Raw genomic sequence first — 21,910 nt, forward strand, 5'->3', positions numbered from 1 at the left:
TGACACACTGCCCTGGTGAATCCGGATCCGCGGCAGGTCTACCAGACGGCGATGCACTGTCTGAGATCCGGGGATCTGGTCCACGCCGAGCACCTGCTGGCGGGGCTGCTGGGTGCGTTCCCGAATGACATGAACGTGCTCTACGGCCTCGCGGAGATCGGGTTCATCACCGGGCGAGCGGACCTCGTCATCACGACCATGCGGCGCTGCATCGAACTGGACCCCGACGAGGGCGGGTCCCACCACAACCTCGGCAATGCGCTGCGCTCCAAGGGACACCACGACGAGGCCATCGCCGCACTCAAGACAGCCATCCGCCTGATGCCCAATCCAGCCGACGCGCACAACACCCTCGGTCTGACCTTGAAGGATCTCGGGCGGATGGACGAGGCTGTCGCGGCATTCCGCACGGCAATCGGGCTCAACCTCTCCTTCGCGACCGCCCACAGCAACCTGCTGCTGTTCTTGAATTACCAGCCGGAGATCGAGCCCCGGGAACTCATGGACGAACATCGCAGGTGGTCGCGCAGATACGAAATGCCCCTCAAGCGCCGATTCGTTCGGCACGCCAATGACCGTGATCCGGAGCGGAAACTCCGGGTGGGCTACGTCTCGCCGGATCTGCGACAGCATTCAGTGGCGTATTTCCTGCTGCCACTGCTTGAACACCATGACCGCGATCGGATTCACGTCACCGCCTACTCCAACAGTGCGGTGGTCGACGAAACCACAAGGCGCATGCAGCAATCCGTCGATAGCTGGTGTTCCATCGCCGGGGTGCCAGACGAGCAGGTGGAGGCACGCGTCCGCGCCGACCGCATCGACATCCTCGTCGATCTCGCCGGCCACACCGCCAGCCATCGGTTGCAGGTCTTCGCGCGCAAACCGGCGCCGGTTCAACTCACCTGGCTGGGTTACCCCGGCTCCACGGGCCTAGATGCCATGGATTACCGCTGCAGCGATCCGCTGGCTGACCCGCCGGACGACACCACCCGCTTATCCAGTGAGCAGGTATTGCTACTCCCCCGGACGAGCTGGTGTTTCGCCTCGCTCTCCGGCGCACCGGAAGTGGCCCCGCTGCCTGCGCTGACCACACCGGGGATCACCTTCGGCAGTTTCAACAATTTCGGCAAGATCTCCGAGGCCACTGTGGACATGTGGGCCGAGGTCCTGCGGCGCACACCCGGTTCGCGCCTCGTCCTGAAGAACGTGGCGATGAACAGCACCGCGGCGGCCGAGAGGGCGCGGCGGCTCCTGATCAGCCGCGGTATCGCCGCGGAGCGGTTGGAACTGCTGGGCCAGGATCAGTCCCTGCTTGATCACCTCAACCAGTACAACCGCATCGACATATCGCTGGACACATTCCCCTACCACGGCACGACAACCACCTGTGAGGCGTTGTGGATGGGCGTGCCGACCATCACCCTCGCCGGTCCCAACCATGCCTCCCGGCCCGGGGTCAGCCTGCTGACCAATGTCGGTCTTGGCGACCTGGTGGCCACAACCCCGGCGGAGTATGTCGACATCGCCGTGCGATTGGCGGGCGACCGGCCACAACTCGCCGAGATCCGCGCGGGATTGCGTCAACGGATGCTCGAGTCACCGCTGATGGACGGCCCCGCATTTGCTCGAGATATGGAGGACGGCTACCGGCAGGTGTGGCGAGCGTGGTGCGGGGCAGGGGACGGAAACACCGCGACCATCACGCTCTAGACTCCGAGCCAGCTTGTATTTTTAAACCCGGTTCTTAGAGTCCCCAAGCAGGAGGCGCAGTGCCCACCATCTCCAAGGTCCTCGTCGCCAACCGCGGTGAGATCGCGGTCCGTGTGATCCGAGCGGCCAAGGACGCCGGTCTGGCCAGCGTCGCCGTCTACGCCGAACCCGACGCCGACGCCCCGCACGTGCGGTTGGCCGACGAGGCCTTCGCCCTCGGCGGGCAGACCTCGGCGGAGTCCTATCTGGACTTCGGCAAACTCCTCGACGCCGCAGCGAAATCAGGCGCCAACGCCATCCACCCCGGCTACGGATTCCTCAGTGAGAATGCCGACTTCGCGCAAGCCGTCATCGACGCCGGCCTGATCTGGATCGGCCCGAGCCCGCAGGCCATCCGCGACCTCGGCGACAAGGTCACCGCCCGCCACATCGCCGCGCGCGCCAACGCCCCACTGGTCCCCGGCACCCCGGACCCGGTCAAGGACGCCGACGAGGTGGTGGCCTTCGCCCGCGAGTACGGCGTGCCGATCGCCATCAAGGCGGCCTTCGGCGGCGGTGGCCGCGGCATGAAGGTGGCGCGCACCATCGAGGAGATTCCCGAACTGTTCGACTCGGCGACCCGCGAGGCCATCGCCGCCTTCGGCCGCGGCGAGTGCTTCGTCGAGCGCTACCTGGACAAGCCGCGCCACGTCGAGGCCCAGGTGATCGCCGACCAGCACGGCAATGTCGTCGTCGCCGGAACCCGCGACTGCTCGCTGCAGCGCCGGTTCCAGAAACTGGTCGAGGAGGCGCCGGCGCCGTTCCTCACCGACGCCCAGCGCTCCGAGATCCACGAGTCGGCCAAACGCATCTGCAAGGAAGCCGGCTACTACGGCGCCGGCACCGTCGAGTACCTGGTGGGCCAGGACGGGCTGATCTCGTTCCTGGAGGTGAACACCCGCCTACAGGTGGAGCATCCGGTTACTGAAGAGACCTCCGGCCTGGACCTGGTACGCGAGCAGTTCCGCATCGCCAACGGCGAGCGACTCGCCATCGCGTGCGACCCCGCGCCGCGCGGACATTCGATCGAGTTCCGGATCAACGGGGAGGACGCGGGCCGCGGATTCCTGCCCGCCCCCGGCCCGGTCAACCGCTACGACACCCCCACCGGACCCGGCGTGCGGCTGGACTCCGGCGTGGCAGCCGGTTCGGTGATCGGCGGCCAGTTCGACTCGATGCTGGCCAAGCTGATCGTCACCGGCGCCAACCGCGGCCAGGCCATCGAACGGGCCCGCAGGGCACTCGACGAGTTCCACGTCGAGGGTCTGGCCACCGTGATCCCGTTCCACCGCGCCGTCCTGCGCGATCCCGCCTTCGTCGGTGACGAGAACGGCTTCACCGTGCACACCCGCTGGATCGAGACCGAGTGGGACAACACCGTCGAGCCCTTCACCGGCGGCGGCGCGGTCGATGAGGAGCAACCCCAACCGCGCCAGACGGTCGTGGTGGAAGTGGGCGGCCGCCGGCTGGAGGTGTCACTGCCCGGCGATCTGGCACTGGGCAATGGCGGCGCGGAACCGGGTGTCGTCGGTGCCATCAGAAAGAAGCCCAAGCCCCGCAAGCGCGGCGCGCAGACCGGCGCCGCCGCGTCCGGCGACGCGGTCACCGCACCCATGCAGGGCACCGTGGTGAAAGTCGCCGTCGAAGAAGGCCAGACGGTGGCCGTGGGCGAATTGGTGGTGGTGCTCGAGGCCATGAAGATGGAGAACCCGGTCACCGCGCACAAGGACGGCGTGATCACCGGTCTGGCGGTCGCGGCCGGCGCTGCGATCACCCAGGGCACTGTGCTGGCTGAGATCAAATAGCAGGTGAGCCCCGACAGCCCGGATATCAACGCCGGTGCCTGGTATCTGCGGGCCACCGGAGACCGGACATGGGATGTCTGCGAACCGGTCAGCGGGGATGTTCGGGCGACGGTGGCGGTGACCGGCGATGCCGACGCCGCCGCGGCCGGCGCCGAAGCGGTCGGACGGTTTCTACTGCAGTTGGTCGCGGAGCCGGGCCAGCGACTTGGCCAGTAGCCGCGAGACGTGCATCTGGGAGATCCCGACCCGCTCGGCGATCTGGGTCTGAGTCAGCGACTCGAAAAAGCGCAACACCAGCACGGTGCGTTCGCGCTCCGGTAGGGCGGCGAGAAGGGGCCGCAGCGCCTCCCGGTTCTCGATCTGATCGAGGCTGAGGTCACGATCGCCCAGGGTGTCGACGATCGCCGGCGCGTCCTCGTCGCCGCCGCCCCCGCTGTCGATGGACAGGGTGTTGTAGGAGCTGCCCGCCACCAGGCCCTCGACGACCTCCTGGCGATCCATGTCGAGTTCGGCGGCCAGTTCGGAGGCAGTCGGCGCGCGACCGAGCTGCTGGGACAGCTCCGAAGTGGCCGTCCCGAGCCGCAGGTGCAGTTCCTTGAGCCGGCGAGGCACCTTGACCGACCAGCTGTTGTCCCGGAAGTGCCGGCGGACCTCTCCCATGATGGTGGGCACCGCGAAGGCGACGAAGTCCGAGCCGGTGTCGACGTCGTAGCGGATCACCGCATTGACCAGTCCGACCCGGGCTACCTGCACCAGGTCGTCACGGGCCTCCCCGCGGCCACCGAAGCGCCGCGCGATGTGGGCGGCCAGCGGCAGGCATCGTTCGACGATCCGGTCGCGGTGGCGACGGAACTCCGGGGAGTCCGGCTCGAGTTTGGCCAGTTCCCGAAACATGTCTGGGACGTCGGCGTACTCGGAATTCGACCTCGAGGACTGCCCCCCCGGGCTCTCACGGGCCGCGCGAAACGTCACTGCGAAGCGCCCGCCCGCCTGGTGGTCAGGGTGATCCCGAACACCCGGCCGTCCGGGCTGGCGCCCTCGGACGAACCGTTGTGGAACATCTGCAGGTCATCGGTCAGTGAACTGAGCACATGCCAGCTGAAACTGCCCTCCGTCACGACATCGTCGGTCTCGCAGCTGGTGGAGGCCTCGACCACCACCACGTCCTCGCGGGGATCCACGACGACCACCAGGGTCGCCCCGGGCGTTGCCGAGCGGATCAGCCTGGTACAGGCCTCGTCCACCGCCAGCCGCAGGTCGGCGACCGCGTCGAAATCCAGATCGGAGAAGGTGCCGACGGCGCCGACGACGGTGCGTAGCACCGCCAGGTTCTCCAACTGCGCTGCGATCCTCAGTTCCACGGCGGCGGGGCTGCGCTGCCCCCCGCTGCGGCGGCTTGCGCCGTCGGTCATCTGGCCTCCATTCTCGTCACCGCACGGATTCCTTCCCATGGTGTCGCACCACCCGCGGATGGGTACAACCGGATGGTGGACGCAGCCTGGCGCAGGTCGTCGCACTGGTGATCTGTACCCACCGGCAGGTCCGTCTTAAACATCTCGTCAGTAACTTCGGGGGACACCGGGCTACCGGCGCCAACGATGCCGGCGCGCTGACCAGCTTTTCCTAGATCCGCAGGGTATCCGCCGGCCGGCCGATCAATACTGGTTCAGTAACTGCGGATCAGGGAGATCAACTTCTCCTTGTTAAGACCTGAGTAGCCCGAGATGCCAAGCTGGCGTGCCCGTTTCTTCAGCTCTGCCACCGTCCAACCTTCGTAGGCGCAGGACCGGCTGGGCCGGAAGCGCCGTGCATCGTCGTGACGCGCTCGCGTGGTCTGAGGCATGTCGACGAAGTACCCCTACCTGCGGTGCGACCAAACCTCTACCGGAACTGCTACCGGTGCTTCTCCTCGCCGAAGCCCTCGACGTGGCCTGATAGGCACTCGCCCAAAACAGGTGGGTGCCGGTCTCACCGGGTTGGTGACTGCGGTGCTGCCGGCTCGCGGCGGTAAGCGTCCGCCACCGGCGTTCTCCTAATCGCGCTCAGGCGCGCAGGATCCGAAGAACTTCCGCACGTCGTCGACGAAGAGCTCCGGCTGCTCGAACGCGGCGAAGTGGCCACCACGCGGCATGTCGGTCCAATGGGTGACGTGGTAGCGGGCCTCGCACCAGTTGCGGGGAGCCTTGATGATCTCCTTCGGGAAGGCTGCCACGCCGGTGGGCACGTCGACTTTTCCGGGCGTCATTTTCCCGAAGCTTTCCCAGTACAGCCGCGCCGAGGACGCCCCCGAGTTCGTCACCCAGTACACCATCACGTCGTCGAGCATCTCATCGCGAGTCAGCGCGTTCTCCGGGTGGCCGTCGCAGTCGGTCCACGCCCAGAATTTCTCCACGATCCAGGCCATCTGACCGGCCGGGGAGTCGGCAAGCCCGTATCCCAGCGTCTGGGGGCGGGTGGACTGCTGTTTGGAGTAGCCGGAATCCCACTTCTCGTAGTGGGTGAAGGCGGCCAGTGCGGCCAGCTCGGCCGGTGTCGGATCCTCAAGCGGTCCGGGCGGCACCGCGATCGGCATGTTGAGGTGAATCGCGATGCAGCCCAGGCCGTTCCGGCCGATCTGGGTCGTCACCGCCGCGCCCCAGTCCCCGCCCTGCGCGCCGTAGCGGTCATAGCCCAGCCGCGCCATCAGGCTGTCCCAGGCCAGTGCGATGCGTTCGATCGTCCAACCCTTGGACGTCGGCTTGCCGGAGAAACCGTATCCGGGCAGCGTCGGACACACCACGTGGAAATCCGCCGTCAACGGTTCGATGACCTTGCTGAATTCGGCGAGCGACCCCGGCCAGCCGTGGGTCATCACCAGCGGTAGCGCATCGGGATTGGGGCTGCGCTGGTGGATGAAGTGGATGTCCAGGCCGTCGATCTCGGTAATGAACTGGTCGAAGCGGTTCAGTCGCTCCTCACGGGACCGCCAGTCGTAGTCGTCTGCCCAATAGGCCGCCAGTTCACGGGTGTAGTCCAGTGGGATGCCCTGACTCCAGTCGTCGACACATTCGCGATCCGGCCAGCGGGTGCGGTGCAGGCGCTCGCGCAGGTCGGCGAGTTCTGGCTCGGGCACGGCGATACGGAAGGGACGGAGTTCAGCCATGGTCGGTAATTATTGCCGCGGGCACCACTACTGTCGGAGGCCATGCGGATTGTGGTCGATCTGAACAAGTGCCAGGGCTACGCCCAGTGCGTGCCGTTGGCCCCCGATGTGCTCAGGATGAACGGCGAGGAAGCCTTGGTGTATGACCCGAATCCCGACGATTCGCAACGCCAGCAGGTGCTGCGGGCGGTGGCCTCCTGCCCGGTGCAGGCGATCGTCCTCGAACTCGACCCGCCGGCCGATCGGGACACCCAGTGACCTCGGGGGTGCGCGGCATCTACTCGTTCGACGACATCCTCAACAAGTTCCGCGCCGAGGGACGCATCGTCATCGTCGGTGCCTCTCTGGCCGGGCTGCGGGCCGCAGAAGCGTTGCGGGAGAAGGGCTTCGAGGGCTCGCTGACCATCATCGGCGACGAGCCGCACGAACCCTACGACCGCCCGCCGCTGTCCAAGCAGGTACTCAAGGGCTGGGTGCCGGCCGACCACACCAAGCTGCCGCGGCTGCGCCGGGTTGACGCCGACTGGAAGCTCGGCGTGGCCGCGGTGAGCCTGGACCGGATCAACCACCTAGTGAAGCTGGGCAACGGCGCGGAGGTGGGCTATGACCGGCTGCTGATCGCCACCGGCACCCGAGCGCGACCCTGGCCGAACCCGGAGGAGGCCGCCCTGCAGGGCGTGTTCACCGTGCGCACGGTGGAGGACGCCGCCGGCCTGTCGGCCGCCCTGAAGGCGCGGCCGAAGCGGGTGCTGATCATCGGCTCCGGTTTCGTCGGCTCCGAGATCGCCTCGGTGTGCCGGGATCTGGACCTGCCGGTGACGGTGACCGAACGGGGCAGCGGCCCGCTGAAAGGCGCCCTCGGCGGGGTGATCAGCGACATCGCCGCGCAGATGATGCGCGACGCGGGGGTGGACCTGCGCACCGGCACATCCGTCTCGGCGCTGCACGGCGACGACTCCGGTCACGTCCGCTCGGCGACACTGTCCGACGGCACCGTGCTCGACGTCGACGTGGTGATCCCCTCGCTGGGCTCGATCCGCAATGTGGAGTGGCTGCAGGGGGCCGGCCTGGCGGCCGGGCAGTGGGGCGTGGGGTGTGACGCCGGGTGCCGCGCGTTCGACATCAACGGTGTGGTGACCGACCACATCTTCGTCGCCGGCGACGTCGCGCGCGCGCCGCATGTGCTCTACGGCTACGAGTTCCTGGCCCTGGAGCATTGGGACAACGCGGTTCTGGGCGCGGAGGTGGCGGCCAACAACATGCTGCACCTCGAGGTGGGCCGTCGCCCGCACCTTCCGCTGCCGTCGTTCTGGTCCGGACAGTTCGGGGTCAACATCAAAAGCGTCGGGGTGTGCTCCTTCGGTGATGAGATCGTCTTCACCCAGGGTTCCCCACAGGATCGGCGGTTCGCCGCGGCCTACGGCCGCAACGGCCGCATCGTCGGCGCGGTCACCTTCAACCACGGCAAATGGCTGCCCTACTACGCCGAACTCATCGAGCGCTCGGGCCCGTTTCCGCCGCCGCCCCCGGGCTACGACCAGCCGGCCGATCACGAGGTGATGCCGGCCCGTTTCCCCGACCCGCGCGAACCCTCGGGCAACCCTGACGTCGTGCTCACCGGACACGACCCGACCGACCGCCACGCCGAGTTCCGGCCGCGCAGCCACTAACAACGCCAGGAGTACGACGATGGATGCCGCAACCGCGTGGGCCGAGGCGATGAAGTTCGAGAACCGCCCGAACCCCTACCCCTTTTTCGAGGAACTACGCAAGACGCCGGTGGCCAAGGTCTCCGAGCACACCTATGTCGTGACCGGATATCCCGAAGTGCTTGCGCTGGCCCACGATCCGAGGATCAGCTCCGACATCGGCCGAAGCCCGTCGGGGCTGTTCGGCGAGAGTGATGCCAAGCTCGAGGCTGCGGAGGCAGGGCAGGCCCGCGATGGCAGCATGCTGGTCGCCGACCCGCCCGAGCACGACACGATGCGCCGGCAGTTCATGCGGCACTTCGGCCCGCCGCACACCCCCGACCTGATTCCCAGCATGGCCGGATACGTGGTCGATCTGGCCGACGGCATGCTCGACAAGGTGAAAGCTCGCGGCGGCACCCGGATGGACGTCGTCGAGGACTTCTCCTATCCCATCCCCGTCTCGGTGATCTTCCGGGTGCTGGGGGCGCCGATCGAGGACGAGCCGAAGTTCCACGCCTGGGTGACCGATTTCATGCAGGGCGCCGACGTCGGCCCGGAGCGCGACACCCCCGAAGGTCAGGCGGCTCTGAAGAAGGCCGCCGAGAGCATGGCCGAACTGGGCGCCTACGCCCGTGCCCTGGTCGAGCGTTTCGCCCGCGAGCCCGGGCCCGGCCTGATCTCGGCGGCGCTGCACGACGACGGGCCGGACGGCCCGGTCTCGATCGACGTGGCGACGAACAACACCCTGCTGCTGCTGATCGCCGGCCACGACTCCACGGTCAACACCATCAGCAACTGCATCATGACGCTGCTGCGCAATCCGGGATCGTGGGATCTGGTGCGCGACAACCCCGACCTGATCCCGCGCACCGTCGAGGAGGTACAGCGGCTGCAGGGCTCCGTACAGTTCTTCCCCAGCCGGTGGGCCACCGCCGACATCGAGATCGGCGGCACCCGAATCCCGGCCGGGTCCGCGGTGTTCCTGGTGTGGGCGGCCGCCAACCGGGACCCCCGGCGTTTTCCGGATCCGGACCGCTTCGACCCGACGCGGGAGGACAACGAGCACCTCGGGTTCGGCAGCGGGATCCACACCTGCTTCGGCGGGCCGCTGGCCAGGCTCGAGGTGAACCTGGCGCTGGAGGTGTTCCTGCGCCGGGTGCGCTCGCCTCGGCTGGTCGTCGACCCCCCGCCGTACCGGCACAACCAGGTGTTCCGCGGCCCGCGGCACCTGTGGGTGGACTTCGCGGGGATCGACTAGGCCAGGCGGGCCCGCCCCCCCCTGCGGGCCACGAGCGTGCACACAACGCCCGCCCGGGCGGCGTGTCACCGTACCGACATGCACGCTCGCGGTGATGGCCGCCAAGACGATGGCAGGCTGGTGCGGTGAGCTTGGACCGCTTCTCGCCGCTGACCCGGCGCTGGTTCGCGGGCACCTTCCCCGCGCCGACGCCGGCGCAGGCGCAGGCCTGGGAGGCCATCGCCGATGGGGAGCACACCCTGGTGATCGCCCCGACCGGTTCGGGCAAGACCCTGGCCGCGTTCCTGTGGGCCATCGACCGGCTTGCTCATGACCAGTCCCGTGACGGCACCCGGGTGCTTTACATCTCCCCGCTCAAGGCGCTGGCCATCGACGTGGAACGCAATTTGCGCACACCGCTGGCCGGGATCTCCCGGATCGCCGACCAGGACGGCCTGCCCGCCCCGGCGATCAGCGTCGGCGTGCGCTCCGGGGACACCCCGCCGGCGCGGCGCCGTGAACTCATCGCCAGACCGCCGGACATCCTGATCACCACACCGGAGTCGCTGTTCTTGATGCTGACCTCAGCAGCCCGCGAGACGCTGGCCGGGGTTCAGACGGTGATCGTCGACGAGGTGCACGCAGTCGCGGGCACCAAACGCGGTGCGCACCTGGCTCTTTCGCTGGAGCGGCTTGACACGCTACTTGCCCGACCGGCCCAGCGGATCGGGTTATCGGCCACGGTTCGGCCGGCCGAGGAGGTGGCGCGGTTCCTGACCGGCGGCCGCATTGCCAATCCCCGGGTCGCTTCGCTCCTGCCCGCCGGAGCCCGGATCGTCAGCCCGCCGGCGGCCAAGACCTTCGATCTGGCCGTGCAGGTTCCGGTTCCGGACATGGCCAACCTGGAGAACAACACCATCTGGCCCGATGTGGAGGCCCGGATCGTCGACCTGATCGAGACGCACAACTCGACCATCGTGTTCGCCAACTCCCGGCGGCTCGCCGAGCGACTCACCGCGCGGATCAACGAGATTCACGCCGCACGCTCAGGCATCGAACTGCCCACCCCGCCGGCACACATCATGGCGTCGAACCAGATCCAGGGTGCCGAGCCACTGCTGGCCCGCGCCCACCACGGCTCGGTGTCCAAGGAGCAGCGCGCCGCCGTCGAGGATGACCTGAAAAGCGGTCGACTGAAGGCCGTCGTCGCCACCTCCAGCCTGGAACTGGGCATCGACATGGGGTCGGTGGACCTGGTGATCCAGGTGGAGTCCCCGCCGTCGGTGGCCAGCGGACTGCAGCGGGTGGGCCGAGCCGGCCACCAGGTCGGCGAGATCTCCCGCGGGGTGCTGCTGCCCAAACACCGCACCGACCTGATCGGCTGCGCGGTCAGTGTGCAACGGATGCTCGCCGGCGAGATCGAGACGATGAAGGTACCGGCCAATCCGCTGGACGTACTCGCTCAGCACACGGTGGCCGCCTGCGCCCTGGAACCGCTGGGTGCCGACGAGTGGTTCGACACCGTTCGGCGCAGCGCGCCGTTCGCCGCGCTGCCGCGCAGTGCGTTCGAGGCGACGCTGGACCTGCTGTCCGGGAAGTACCCGTCCACCGAATTCGCCGAACTGCGGCCGCGGCTGGTCTATGACCGCGACACCGGCGTCCTGACTGCCCGGCCCGGCGCGCAGCGACTGGCGGTCACCTCCGGCGGCGCCATCCCCGACCGCGGCCTGTTCACCGTCTACCTGGCCAGTGAGGCCGACAAGCCCTCCCGGGTGGGGGAACTCGATGAGGAAATGGTCTACGAGTCACGGCCCGGCGACGTCATCTCACTGGGCGCGACCAGTTGGCGGATCACCGAGATCACCCACGACCGGGTGCTGGTCATCCCGGCCCCGGGCCAGCCGGCCCGGTTACCGTTCTGGCGCGGCGACGACGCCGGCCGGCCCGCCGAACTCGGCGCGGCGATCGGCCGGCTCACCGGCGAATTGGCCGGCCTAGACCGTCCCGCGTTCGAGAAGCGCTGCGCCGACAACGGTTTGGACGGCTATGCGACCGACAACCTGTGGCGGCTGCTCGACGATCAGCGCACCGCCACCAAGGCCGTTCCCAGCGACACCACGTGGGTGGTGGAGCGGTTCCGCGACGAACTCGGTGACTGGCGGGTGGTCCTGCATTCGCCCTACGGGCTGAAGGTGCACGGCCCGCTGGCGCTGGCGGTGAGCCGTCGGCTGTTGGAGCGCTACGGCATCGACGAGAAGCCGACCGCCAGCGACGACGGGATCGTGGTCCGGCTACCCGACACCGACGACACCCCCCCAGGTGCGGAGTTGTTCGTCTTCGAACCCGAGGAGATCGAACCGCTGGTCACCACCGAGGTCGGCGGATCAGCGCTGTTCGCCTCCCGGTTCCGGGAGTGCGCGGCCCGGGCGCTGCTGCTGCCCCGCCGTCACCCGGGCAAGCGCTCCCCGCTGTGGCATCAGCGGCAGCGGGCCGCCCAGTTGCTCGACGTGGCACGCAAATATCCCGACTTCCCGGTCATCCTTGAGACAGTGCGGGAATGCCTCCAAGACGTCTACGACGTGCCGACCCTGACCGATCTCATGGCCCGGATCGCCCAGCGCCGGGTGCGCCTGTTGGAGGTTGAGACGCCCACCCCGTCACCCTTCGCCGCGTCGCTGCTGTTCGGCTACGTCGGCGCGTTCATGTACGAGGGTGACAGCCCACTGGCTGAGCGGCGTGCGGCAGCACTGTCCCTGGACACCGCGTTATTGGCCGAGTTGCTCGGCCGAGTGGAGATGCACGAACTGCTCGACGAGGGTGTCATGGCCGCCACCGAACAGCAGTTGCAGCACCTCGCCGAGGATCGGCGGGCCCGCGACGCCGAAGCGGTGGCCGATCTGCTGCGACTACTCGGTCCGATGACCGAAGACGAAATCGCCGAACGCTCAACAGCATCCGACGCGGCCCCCTGGCTGGACGGTTTACGAGCCGCCAAACGCGCGCTGACCGTTTCCTACGCCAACCACACCTGGTGGGTCGCGGTGGAGGACATCGGCCGGTTGCGCGACGCACTCGGTGTCCCCGTGCCGGTCGGGGTGCCGGCCGAGTTCACCGATTCGGTGCCCGATCCGCTCGCCGACCTGCTGGGCCGCTACGCCCGAACCCGTGGACCGTTCAGCACCGCGGCCGCGGCGGCCCGGTTCGGCCTGGGCGTCCGGGTGGCCGGTGATGCGCTGAGCCGGATGGCGTTGGAGGGCAAGCTGGTTCGCGGCGAGTTCAGGCTCGACCCGAACGACACCAGTGGGCAGTGGTGCGACACGCAGGTGCTGCGGATTCTGCGCCGCCGATCGCTCGCCGCGTTGCGCGCCCAGGTGGAGCCGGTGACCCCGGCGGCCTACGGCCGATTCCTGCCGGCCTGGCAGCAGATCGGCACCGGCGGTGCCGGCGTGGACGCCCTGGCCGCGGTGATCGAGCAACTGGCCGGTGCGCCGGTGCCGGCTTCTGCGGTCGAGCCGCTGATCTTCGCCCCGCGAGTCCGCGACTATCAGCCGGCGATGCTCGATGAACTGCTGGCCTCCGGCGAGGTGGTGTGGTCCGGCGCCGGGGCGATCTCGGGCAGCGATGGGTGGGTGGCGTTCCACACCGCCGACACCACGCCGCTGACCCTGCCCGAACCGGCCACCATCGAACTCGGGGCGGCCCACCGCGCCGTCCTCGACCTGCTCGGCGACCCGGGTGAGGCCCGCGGCGCCTTCTTCTTCCGGCAGTTCGCGGGCGGGCGAACACCTGCCGACCTCCCCGACGACGCTGTGAAGGCCGCTCTGTGGGAGCTGATCTGGGCGGGCTGGGTGAGCGGGGACACCTTCGCTCCGGTGCGCGCGCTGCTGACCGGGGGCCGGCGGCCCGGTACCCGCCGGCCGGCTACGGCGGCACATCGGCACCGCCGCGCGCCCCGGCTCAGCCGGTATTCGGTGGCCCACGCGCAGGCTCTCCCGACCGATCCGACGGTGGCCGGCCGGTGGTCGGCCCTGCCGGCCCGGGAACCCGATTCCACCCTGCGGGCGCACTTCACCGCCGAACTGTTGATGAACCGCTACGGCGTGTTGACCAAGAACTGCGCGGGCGATGCCATTCCCGGGGGGTTCGCGATGCTCTACAAGGTGCTGACCGCCCTCGAGGACGCCGGGCGCTGCCAGCGCGGCTACTTCATCGAATCCCTGGGCGGGGCGCAGTTCGCCACCGCCTCCACCGTCGACCGACTGCGCGGCTACGCCGACTCCGTCGATCGGCAGCGGCCGGACTATCAGGCCGTGGCGCTGGCCGCCGCCGATCCGGCCAACCCGTACGGAGCCGCCCTGCCCTGGCCTCCCGGCGACGGCCACCGGCCGGGCCGCAAGGCCGGTGCGCTGGTGGTGCTCGTCGACGGCGAACTGGTGTGGTTTTTGGAGCGCGGCGGGCGCTCGCTGCTGAATTTCGCGGATGACGCCGAAGCCCAGCAGGCCGCCGCCGGGGCGTTGGCGGATCTGGTGGGCAGCGGCCGGGTCGGGGGCATCCTGGTCGAGAGGATCGACGGGGTGGCGGTGCTGGAAGCCGCCCAGACCGACACCGCCGCGGCGCTGCTGGCAGCCGGATTCGCGCGCACCCCGCGCGGGATGCGGATGCGCTGAGGCCTATGCCCGAGGGCGACACCGTCTTCCGTACCGCCGCGGCACTGCGCGAGGCGCTCGTCGGCCGGACGCTGACCGGATGCGACATCCGGGTTCCGCGATATGCGACCGTCGACTTCAGCGGCCACCTCGTCGACGAGGTGATCAGCCGCGGCAAGCACCTGTTCATCAGGGTGGGACCCGGCAGCATTCACTCCCACCTGAAGATGGACGGAAGCTGGCGGATCGCACTGCGGGGTGCGCCGGCCCGCGCACCGGCCCACAAAGTCCGAATCCTGTTGAAGGCGGCCGACATCACGGCAGCCGGTGTTGATCTGGGTGTCCTGGAGGTGCTGGACCGCGAGCACGACATGGACGCCGTCGAACACCTCGGCCCGGACCTGCTCGGCCCGGACTGGGACGCACCGCGGGCGGCCGCCAACCTGATCGCCGACCCGGATCGGCCGATCGCCGCCGCCCTGCTGGACCAGCGGGTGATGGCCGGTGTGGGCAACGTCTACTGCAATGAGTTGTGCTTCCTGACCGGCCGGCTGCCGACCAGCCCGGTCAGTACAGTGCCCGATCCACTGCGCCTAGTTGGGCGGGCGCGAGAAATGTTGTGGGCCAATAGGTTACGGCAGGCCCGAACCACGACCGGCAACACCCGGCCGGGTCAGCAGCTATGGGTGTACGGCCGTGGCGGGCAACAGTGCCGCCGATGCGCAACGCCCATCGCCCGAGCCGGTCAGTCCGACTCCGAACGGGTCAGCTACTGGTGTCCGTGGTGTCAGTCTTGATCGTCGTCATCAACTCGGTGATGGCGTCTTCGATCTGATTGACGGTGGACTTGTCCAGGCGCAGTTCACGGAATCCGCTGGCTTTCTTCAGCGTCATCTCCATCGGCTCGCGGCCGTGCGGATAGACCACCGCGAGGATGACGCCGGTACCGGCTTCCAGTGCGTCACCGACCTCATGTTCGAGTTTCGCCCTGAGTTCGTGTTCGGTGAAGGCCGCCACCAGACCGCCGGCGGCAGCGCCTACCAGCACCGACAGTGCCAGTGGCGGAGCAAACAAACCGAAGATCACCCCCAACCCGGCCCCGACACCGACGGCCACCCGACCGTGCCGGTTGGTGGCCTCCAACACCTCCGGAGCGCCGTCAGCGGTCCTGCCCACCAGCGCAGCGGAACGCATTTCCAGACCGTGCTTCATCCTGCGTTCCACTTCATCGAAGTCTTCGTGCGCAGATTCCAGATCCCGATACCCCGCGATGACTACCAATTGGTGATCGTCGTCCATTTCGCCCCCGCTCATCAGGTCCCCGCCCTTCTGTGTTGATCGGTTTTACCCCCCGAATCACCCAAGCCTATGCCGCGTAGGAATCCGATCAAGGGGGCGGCCACCTCATCGGTGGACTCCAACCAGCACCAGTGCCCCAAACCCGGCAGCACCCGGATGTCGGCGCGCGGAAACGCCCGAACCTGGCGGTGCGCCTGCTCGACGGGGATGTAGGCGTCGGCGGCGCCGAACAGCACCAGGGCGTCGTGGTCATGTTCGCGCAATCGGGCGGCAAGGTTGTCCATGTCCTGACTGCGGGTGGAGCGGTACAGCCGCAGGACAGCGCGGCGGGTCTTGGTCGGCATCAGGTGAGAAACGATGGTGTCCACCCACTGCGCGGGCAGCCCGGGGTTGTCCCGAGCCAGCATCGCGCGCGCCACTGCACGGTTGGTCCTGCGCATCACCAACTCCCCCAGCACGGGGGTTCGCCACAGTCGCGCCATCCGGTGCCACCGGTACTCCAGCAGCACGCCGGTGTTGATGAAGGTCACGCTGGCCACGTTGGCGGGGTGGTCAGCGGCCCACGCCGCGGCGAACGGCCCGCCGAAGTCGTGCGCCACCAGGTGCACCCGGTCGATTCCGAGTTGGCGGATCACCCCGTCGAGGAACCGGGCGTAGGAGCCGACGGTGTAGTCGCGGTTGGGTCGCTCACCGGCCGCGCCGAAGCCCGGCAGGTCGGGAGCGATCACGGTGGCCATCGGGGCGACCCGCGTCATCAAGGGCATCCAGTCCGAACCGCAGTCGGGGTTGCCATGGACGAACACCACCGCCTCACCGGGCCTACCCGCGCCGCCGACCAGCGCGGAGGTGGTGATGCCCTCGACGGTCAGGCGGCGGGTCTCGATCATGGTCATGGCAGATAAAGGTTCCACACGGCGGTCACGGCCGCCCGGCCGGGTGTGACGGCGGATGTCAAGGCTGAAGGGCGCAACCGGACTCGAACCGCAGCTGCGCGCCGCTGATCGGATCGGTGAATTCCAGGGTGCCTGCGATCAGCTGCAGCGGCCGGGAGAAGTCCGACGGTTCCACGGCGATCACGTGTGGGTACAGCGTGTCGTTGTCGATCGGCAGGCCCAACCCCGCCATGTGCACCCGTAACTGATGGGTGCGCCCGGTCCGCGGCATCAGCCGGTACAGGCCGGCGCCCAGCGGCTCGATCAGAGTCTCGGCGTTAGGCTGCCCGGGCTCCACCGTCGCCTGCAGGACCCCGCACCGCTTGACGATTCGATTCGAAATGACCTGCGGTGCAGACAAACCCGGTTTCACCGATGAACGCGCCGAGTAGGTCTTGGTCACCTCGCCGCGGGTGAACAGACTCTGGTAGGCGCCGCGCACCTCCGGCCGGGCGGTGAACAGCAGCACCCCGGCGGTCAGCCGGTCCAGCCGATGCGCGGGGCACAGGTGCGGTAGATCAAGATCGCGCCGCAGTCGCACCAGTGCGGTCTGGGCGACATGGCCGCCACGCGGCGTGGTGGCCAGGAAGTGCGGCTTGTCCACCACCACGATGTTCTCGTCACGGTGGAGAATCGGGATGTCGAAGGGCACCTCGACTTCATCGGGAAGATCCCGGTAGAGGTACACCACGGCACCGGCCGCTAGCACGGTCGAGTCGTCGACGGCCTCGCCGCGGGCACCCACCACCTCCCCGGCGAGCACTTTCGCCCGGCCAGGGGCGCCGAAGCGACGGCCGAACTCATCGGCGACGTTGCCGCCCTGCACCCGCAGTCGCGACGGGCCAAGCCCGTCGCGCACCGGCAACGGCGGTGGACGGCCCCGGCGGGCTCTCAATCCAGCGGGACGGGCTCGAGAATCTCCGCCCGCGCCTCCGGCGCGGCGACCCGCAACGCGTCCGCAGACTCGTCGTCGGGCTGAGTCTGGGAGCGAACCTCGGCCTCCACCCGGGCGATGTAAGTGTCCACCTCGGTGTCGATGTCGCTCTGGCTCCAGCCCAGGATCGGAGCGACGATCTCGGCCACCTCGCGGGCACAGTCCACTCCGCGGTGCGGGTATTCGATGGAGACCCGCATCCGCCGGGTGAGGATGTCCTCGAGATGCAGCGCACCTTCGGCGGCCGCGGCGTACGCCGCCTCCACCCGCAGATAGATCGGGGCGGTGCTGATGGGCTCGAGCAGATCGGGCCTACCGTCGGCAAGGCCGAGGACCTCACCGATGAGCGATCCGTACCGGTCCAGCAGGTGGTGCACCCGATAGGGATGCAGACCGTACTGCTCACCGACGCTGTCGGTCTGGTTGATCAGGGCGTAATAGCCGTCCGCGCCCAAAAGAGGCACCTTCTCGGTGATCGAGGGCGCGACCCGGGACGGTACGAACTCCGCGGCGGCCTCGACGGCGTCGGCACCCATCACCCGATAGGTGGTGTACTTGCCGCCGGCGATCGCCACCAGACCGGGGGTCGGCGAGGCGACCGCATGCTCGCGAGACAGCTTGGAGGTCTCCTCGCTCTCACCGGCCAGCAGGGGCCGCAGTCCGGCGTAGACCCCGTCGATGTCGTTGTGGGTCAACGGTGTCACCAGCACGGTGTTGACGTGGTCGAGGATGTAGTCGATGTCGGCCTTGGTGGCCGCCGGGTGGGCCAGGTCGAGGTTCCAGTCGGTGTCGGTGGTGCCGATGATCCAGTGCGTCCCCCACGGGATGATGAACAGCACCGACTTCTCGGTGCGCAGGATGATCGCCACCTCGCTGACGATGCGGTCGCGGGGGACCACGATGTGTACGCCTTTGGACGCCCGCACCCGGAACCGGCCGCGCTGTTTGGACAACGCCTGGATCTCATCAGTCCACACCCCGGTGGCGTTGATGACGACGTGACCACGAACGTCGGTGATCTGGCCGTTCTCCGAGTCGCGCACCGTCACCCCGACGACGCGGTCGCCCTCGGACAGCAGGGCGGTCACCTGTGTGGAGTTGCGCACCACCGCCCCGTAGTGGGCCGCGGTGCGGGCCACCATCATGGTGTGCCGGGCGTCGTCGACCACCGTGTCGTAGTAGCGGATCCCGCCGACCAGAGAGTTGCGCTTGAGCCCGGGGGCCAGCCGCAGCGCGGCCGATCGGGTCAGATGCTTCTGCGCAGGAACCGATTTCGCGCCGCCGAGTTGGTCGTAGAGGAAGATTCCAGCCGCGATGTAGGGCCGCTCCCAGACCCGGTGGGTCAGCGGGAACAGGAACGGCAGCGGCTTGACCAGATGGGGCGCCAGCGTGCTCAGCGACAGTTCGCGCTCATGCAGCGCCTCGCGAACCAGGCCGAACTCCAACTGCTCGAGGTAGCGCAGGCCACCGTGGAACATCTTGGAACTGCGACTGGAGGTGCCCGAGGCGAAGTCGCGGGCTTCGACCAGGGCGACGCTCAGTCCGCGGGTGGCCGCGTCGAGTGCGGCACCGGCGCCGACCACCCCGCCGCCGATGACGACGACGTCGAACTGTTCACTGCCCAGCCGCTGCCAGGCTTCTTCGCGCTGCGCGGGGCCGAGGAAAGTCTGGCCACTACCCGGCCGGAGGATCGGGTCGTTCATGTCGCTCCCAGGTGAAGTTACTGACGAGAATGGTCAGGTTAGTCCAGATCGTCGTGCGCCATCAGCCTTCTGGCAGCTTCGACGATCGAACCTGACAGGGACGGGTATACCGACAGCGTCTGGGCAAGGTCAGTCACCGAGATGCGGTTCTGCACGGCCAGCGCGATCGGCAGGATCAGCTCCGAGGCGATCGGGGCCACCACCACCCCGCCGATCACCACGCCGGTGGCCGGCCGGCAGAAGATCTTGATGAAACCCCGGCGCAGCAGCGACATCTTCGCCCGGGCGTTGGTGGTCAGCGGCAGCATCAGGGTGCGAGCCGGGACGGCCCCGCTGTCGATGGCGGTCTGCGGCACCCCGACGGCGGCGATCTCCGGCCGGGTGAACGTCGCCGAGGCCACGGTACGCAGCCGGATCGGCGCCACCCCCTCACCCAACGCGTGGTACATCGCGATGCGTCCCTGCATGGCCGCCACCGAGGCCAGGGGCAGCAGTCCGGTGCAGTCGCCGGCGGCATAGATCCCGGCGGCGGATGTGCGCGACACCCGGTCGACCGGGATGTATCCGCCGGGATCCAGTTCGATGCCGACCCGGTCCAAACCCAGACCGGTGGTGTTGGGCACCGAGCCGACCGTCATCAGCGCATGGCTGCCGTCGACGGTGCGGCCGTCGGCCATGCTCACCCGCACGCCGGCCCCGAATTCGTTGTGGGTGCGCACCACTGAGTCGGCGCGGGCGTTCTTCACCAGCGTCACCCCGCGCTCGGCGAAGACCTCCTCGAGCACCGCCGCGGCCTCGCTGTCCTCATGGGGCAGGATCTGATCGCGGCTGGCCACCACGGTGACCGGCACACCGAGTTCGGTGTAGGCGTTGCAGAACTCCGCGCCCGTCACCCCGGATCCGACGATCACCAGGTGCTCCGGCAGACCGGTCAGGTCGTAGAGCTGCCGCCAGGTCAAGATCCGCTCGCCGTCGGGAACCGCGCCCGGCAGCACCCGGGGAGTGGCGCCGGTCGCGATGAGCACCACATCGGCCTTGAGCACCCCGGTCTTGCCGTCCGGGGTGGTGACACGGACCCGATGATGGGCCATGCCCGCCACGTCGTCGATCAGTTCCCCGCGCCCGGACACCACCGAGACCTTCTCTCTCAGGAGTTGGGCGCCGATATCCGCGGACTGGGACCTGGCCAGGGTTTTGACCCGGTTGTTGATCTGGGGGAGCGAGATCTTGGCGTCCTCGATACCGATGTCGAATCCCAGACCGGAGGCGCGGCGCAGTTCGGTGCGCACCCCGGTCGAGGCGATGAAGGTTTTCGAGGGCACACAGTCGTAGAGCACACAGGCCCCGCCGATCCCGTCGGAGTCGACCACCGTGACCGTGCTGTCCCGGGCGGCGGCGACCAGCGCCGCCTCGTACCCGGCCGGCCCGCCCCCGATGATGACGATCCGCGTGGGGGCAGGGGGGGTCACAACCAAGACGGTACCTTTCCCGGGTCGCTTCGCTCCTGCCCTCCGGGGAGCGCTTAGGCTGCTGTCGTGCCCATCTACGCCGCCTACGGATCCAATATGGATCCCGAGCAGATGCTGGAGCGGGCACCGCACTCCCCGATGGCCGGGACCGGCTGGCTGCACGGTTGGCGGCTGACCTTCGCCGGTGAGGACATCGGCTGGGAGGGCGCACTGGCCACCTTGGTCGAGGATGTCGCCTCCAGCGTGTTCGTCGTCCTCTACGACGTCACCCCCGCCGATGAGGACAACATGGACCGGTGGGAGGGCTCGGAACTGGGTCTGCACAAGAAGATCCGGTGCCGGATCGCCCGGGAATCCTCCGACACCTCGACTGATCCGGTGCTGGCGTGGCTGTACGTGGTGGACGCCTGGGAGGGCGGCCTGCCGTCGGCCCGCTATCTCGGGGTGATGGCGGATGCGGCCGAAGTGGCGGGTGCGCCGCCGGAGTACGTGCACGACATCCGCACCCGCCCGGCCCGCAATGTGGGCCCGGGCTGACTGTGTGCCACTAGCGGGAGAATTCCCAAGCGTCGGAGACGATCTCGTCGATGCCGGTGTGCCGGGGCCGCCACCCCAACTCAGTCATCGCGCGCTCGCTCGAGGCGATCAGCACCGCCGGGTCCCCGGCCCGCCGCTGCACATCCCGGGACGGAATGTCCAAGCCGGTCACCCGTCGGCAGGAGTCGACCACCGCCCGGACGCTGAACCCGGTGCCGTTGCCCAGGTTGTAGATCCGGTGCTCGCCGGGCCGGCAATGCTGCAGGGCCAGCAGGTGGGCGTCGGCAAGATCGCGGATGTGGATGTAGTCCCGGATGCAGGTGCCGTCCGGAGTGGGCCAGTCGCTGCCGAAGATCAGGATTTCCGCGCGCCACCCGGCGGCCACCTGCAGCACAAGGGGAATCAGGTGCGTTTCGCATGCGTGCCGTTCCCCCAGACCGCCGTAGGCCCCGGCCACGTTGAAGTAGCGCAGACTGGTCGCGGCCAGGCCGTGCGCCGCGGCATAGGACGTGATCGCGTGGTCGATCGCCAGTTTGGTCGCCCCGTAGGGGTTGGTCGGCCGGGTCGGGGCGTCCTCGGTGATAGGAACCGACTCCGGTTCGCCGTAGGTGGCCGCCGTGGAGGAGAAGACCAGGCGCGGCGTGCGCGCGGTGCGCATCACCTCCAGCAGATCCAGGGTCGCCACCACGTTGCCGTACCAATACTTCTCCGGGACCTCGACCGACTCACCGACCAGGGATTTGGCCGCGAAGTGCAGGACACC

At 68.6% G+C, this 21,910-nt stretch carries 18 protein-coding genes; 9 read left to right on the plus strand and 9 right to left on the minus strand.

What is annotated here, in order from left to right:
• The first annotated feature begins 15 nt into the window (after window positions 1-15).
• From ADBZ5N_RS03725 to ADBZ5N_RS03735, 3 genes are read left to right on the plus strand one after another with little or no spacing between them, the layout of a single operon-like run.
• Entirely contained in the window at window positions 16-1,713 is a 1,698-nt protein-coding gene (locus tag ADBZ5N_RS03725; protein ID WP_526256139.1) for an O-linked N-acetylglucosamine transferase, SPINDLY family protein, read from the plus strand.
• Between the two features lie 59 nt (window positions 1,714-1,772).
• Window positions 1,773-3,557 carry an acetyl/propionyl/methylcrotonyl-CoA carboxylase subunit alpha gene (locus ADBZ5N_RS03730; protein ID WP_526256140.1) on the plus strand — a complete coding sequence of 595 codons (1,785 nt, stop codon included), beginning with the start codon at window positions 1,773-1,775 and terminating at the stop codon, window positions 3,555-3,557.
• A gap of 3 nt (window positions 3,558-3,560) precedes the next feature.
• Entirely contained in the window at window positions 3,561-3,773 is a 213-nt protein-coding gene (locus ADBZ5N_RS03735; protein ID WP_526256141.1) for a hypothetical protein, read from the plus strand.
• On the opposite strand, the gene ADBZ5N_RS03740 is transcribed toward ADBZ5N_RS03735, so the two are convergent.
• The 3 genes from ADBZ5N_RS03740 to ADBZ5N_RS03750 all read right to left on the minus strand — a co-directional run bounded on the left by ADBZ5N_RS03740 (window position 3,729) and on the right by ADBZ5N_RS03750 (window position 6,699).
• On the minus strand, window positions 3,729-4,529 hold the full coding sequence (locus ADBZ5N_RS03740; RefSeq protein WP_526256142.1) for an RNA polymerase sigma factor SigF: 801 nt from the start codon (window positions 4,527-4,529) through the stop codon (window positions 3,729-3,731). The genes ADBZ5N_RS03735 and ADBZ5N_RS03740 overlap by 45 nt on opposite strands.
• Window positions 4,526-4,969 carry an ATP-binding protein gene (locus ADBZ5N_RS03745; RefSeq protein WP_526256143.1) on the minus strand — a complete coding sequence of 148 codons (444 nt, stop codon included), beginning with the start codon at window positions 4,967-4,969 and terminating at the stop codon, window positions 4,526-4,528. The genes ADBZ5N_RS03740 and ADBZ5N_RS03745 overlap by 4 nt, the downstream gene beginning before the upstream one ends.
• 620 nt (window positions 4,970-5,589) lie before the next feature.
• A complete protein-coding gene (locus ADBZ5N_RS03750; protein ID WP_526256144.1) occupies window positions 5,590-6,699 on the minus strand; it encodes an alpha/beta fold hydrolase in 1,110 nt (369 codons plus the stop codon).
• Between the two features lie 42 nt (window positions 6,700-6,741).
• On the opposite strand from ADBZ5N_RS03750, the gene ADBZ5N_RS03755 reads away from it, so the two are divergent.
• From ADBZ5N_RS03755 to nei2, 5 genes are all read left to right on the plus strand, one after another.
• Window positions 6,742-6,957 carry a ferredoxin gene (locus ADBZ5N_RS03755; RefSeq protein ID WP_526256145.1) on the plus strand — a complete coding sequence of 72 codons (216 nt, stop codon included), beginning with the start codon at window positions 6,742-6,744 and terminating at the stop codon, window positions 6,955-6,957.
• A gap of 17 nt (window positions 6,958-6,974) precedes the next feature.
• The gene (locus tag ADBZ5N_RS03760; RefSeq protein ID WP_526256160.1) at window positions 6,975-8,369 is read left to right on the plus strand and encodes an NAD(P)/FAD-dependent oxidoreductase; all 1,395 of its coding nucleotides are present in this window, start codon (window positions 6,975-6,977) and stop codon (window positions 8,367-8,369) included.
• 19 nt (window positions 8,370-8,388) lie between these two features.
• Complete coding sequence (locus tag ADBZ5N_RS03765; protein ID WP_526256146.1) at window positions 8,389-9,648, plus strand: cytochrome P450; 1,260 nt, start codon at window positions 8,389-8,391, stop codon at window positions 9,646-9,648.
• Window positions 9,649-9,773: 125 nt separating this feature from the next.
• A complete protein-coding gene (locus ADBZ5N_RS03770) occupies window positions 9,774-14,294 on the plus strand; it encodes an ATP-dependent helicase (protein WP_526256147.1) in 4,521 nt (1,506 codons plus the stop codon).
• Window positions 14,295-14,299: 5 nt separating this feature from the next.
• Complete coding sequence (gene nei2, locus ADBZ5N_RS03775; protein WP_526256148.1) at window positions 14,300-15,070, plus strand: endonuclease VIII Nei2; 771 nt, start codon at window positions 14,300-14,302, stop codon at window positions 15,068-15,070.
• Here nei2 and ADBZ5N_RS03780 read toward each other — a convergent pair.
• From ADBZ5N_RS03780 to ADBZ5N_RS03800, 5 genes are read right to left on the minus strand one after another with little or no spacing between them, the layout of a single operon-like run.
• Complete coding sequence (locus ADBZ5N_RS03780) at window positions 15,039-15,587, minus strand: DUF1269 domain-containing protein (protein WP_526256149.1); 549 nt, start codon at window positions 15,585-15,587, stop codon at window positions 15,039-15,041. The genes nei2 and ADBZ5N_RS03780 overlap by 32 nt on opposite strands.
• Window positions 15,587-16,465 carry an alpha/beta fold hydrolase gene (locus ADBZ5N_RS03785; RefSeq protein WP_526256150.1) on the minus strand — a complete coding sequence of 293 codons (879 nt, stop codon included), beginning with the start codon at window positions 16,463-16,465 and terminating at the stop codon, window positions 15,587-15,589. Before ADBZ5N_RS03785 ends, ADBZ5N_RS03780 begins: the two co-directional genes overlap by 1 nt.
• Window positions 16,466-16,523: 58 nt before the next feature.
• Window positions 16,524-17,363 carry a pseudouridine synthase gene (locus ADBZ5N_RS03790; protein ID WP_526256151.1) on the minus strand — a complete coding sequence of 280 codons (840 nt, stop codon included), beginning with the start codon at window positions 17,361-17,363 and terminating at the stop codon, window positions 16,524-16,526.
• Window positions 17,364-17,395: 32 nt separating this feature from the next.
• Window positions 17,396-19,141, minus strand: coding sequence for a glycerol-3-phosphate dehydrogenase/oxidase (locus ADBZ5N_RS03795; protein ID WP_526256152.1), 1,746 nt, complete (start codon window positions 19,139-19,141; stop codon window positions 17,396-17,398).
• Window positions 19,142-19,179: 38 nt separating this feature from the next.
• Window positions 19,180-20,610: an NAD(P)H-quinone dehydrogenase gene (locus ADBZ5N_RS03800; RefSeq protein ID WP_526256153.1), complete on the minus strand. Its 1,431-nt coding sequence runs from the start codon at window positions 20,608-20,610 to the stop codon at window positions 19,180-19,182.
• A gap of 66 nt (window positions 20,611-20,676) precedes the next feature.
• Here ADBZ5N_RS03800 and ADBZ5N_RS03805 point away from each other — a divergent pair, with 66 nt between their 5' ends.
• On the plus strand, window positions 20,677-21,147 hold the full coding sequence (locus tag ADBZ5N_RS03805; protein WP_526256154.1) for a gamma-glutamylcyclotransferase family protein: 471 nt from the start codon (window positions 20,677-20,679) through the stop codon (window positions 21,145-21,147).
• Window positions 21,148-21,157: 10 nt separating this feature from the next.
• Here the strand turns inward: ADBZ5N_RS03805 and galE are convergent.
• On the minus strand, window positions 21,158-21,910 hold a 753-nt coding region (gene galE, locus ADBZ5N_RS03810; protein WP_526256155.1), incomplete at its 5' end, for a UDP-glucose 4-epimerase GalE.

Source organism: Mycobacterium sp. (genome assembly GCF_044370595.1).
Lineage (GTDB): Bacteria > Actinomycetota > Actinomycetes > Mycobacteriales > Mycobacteriaceae > Mycobacterium.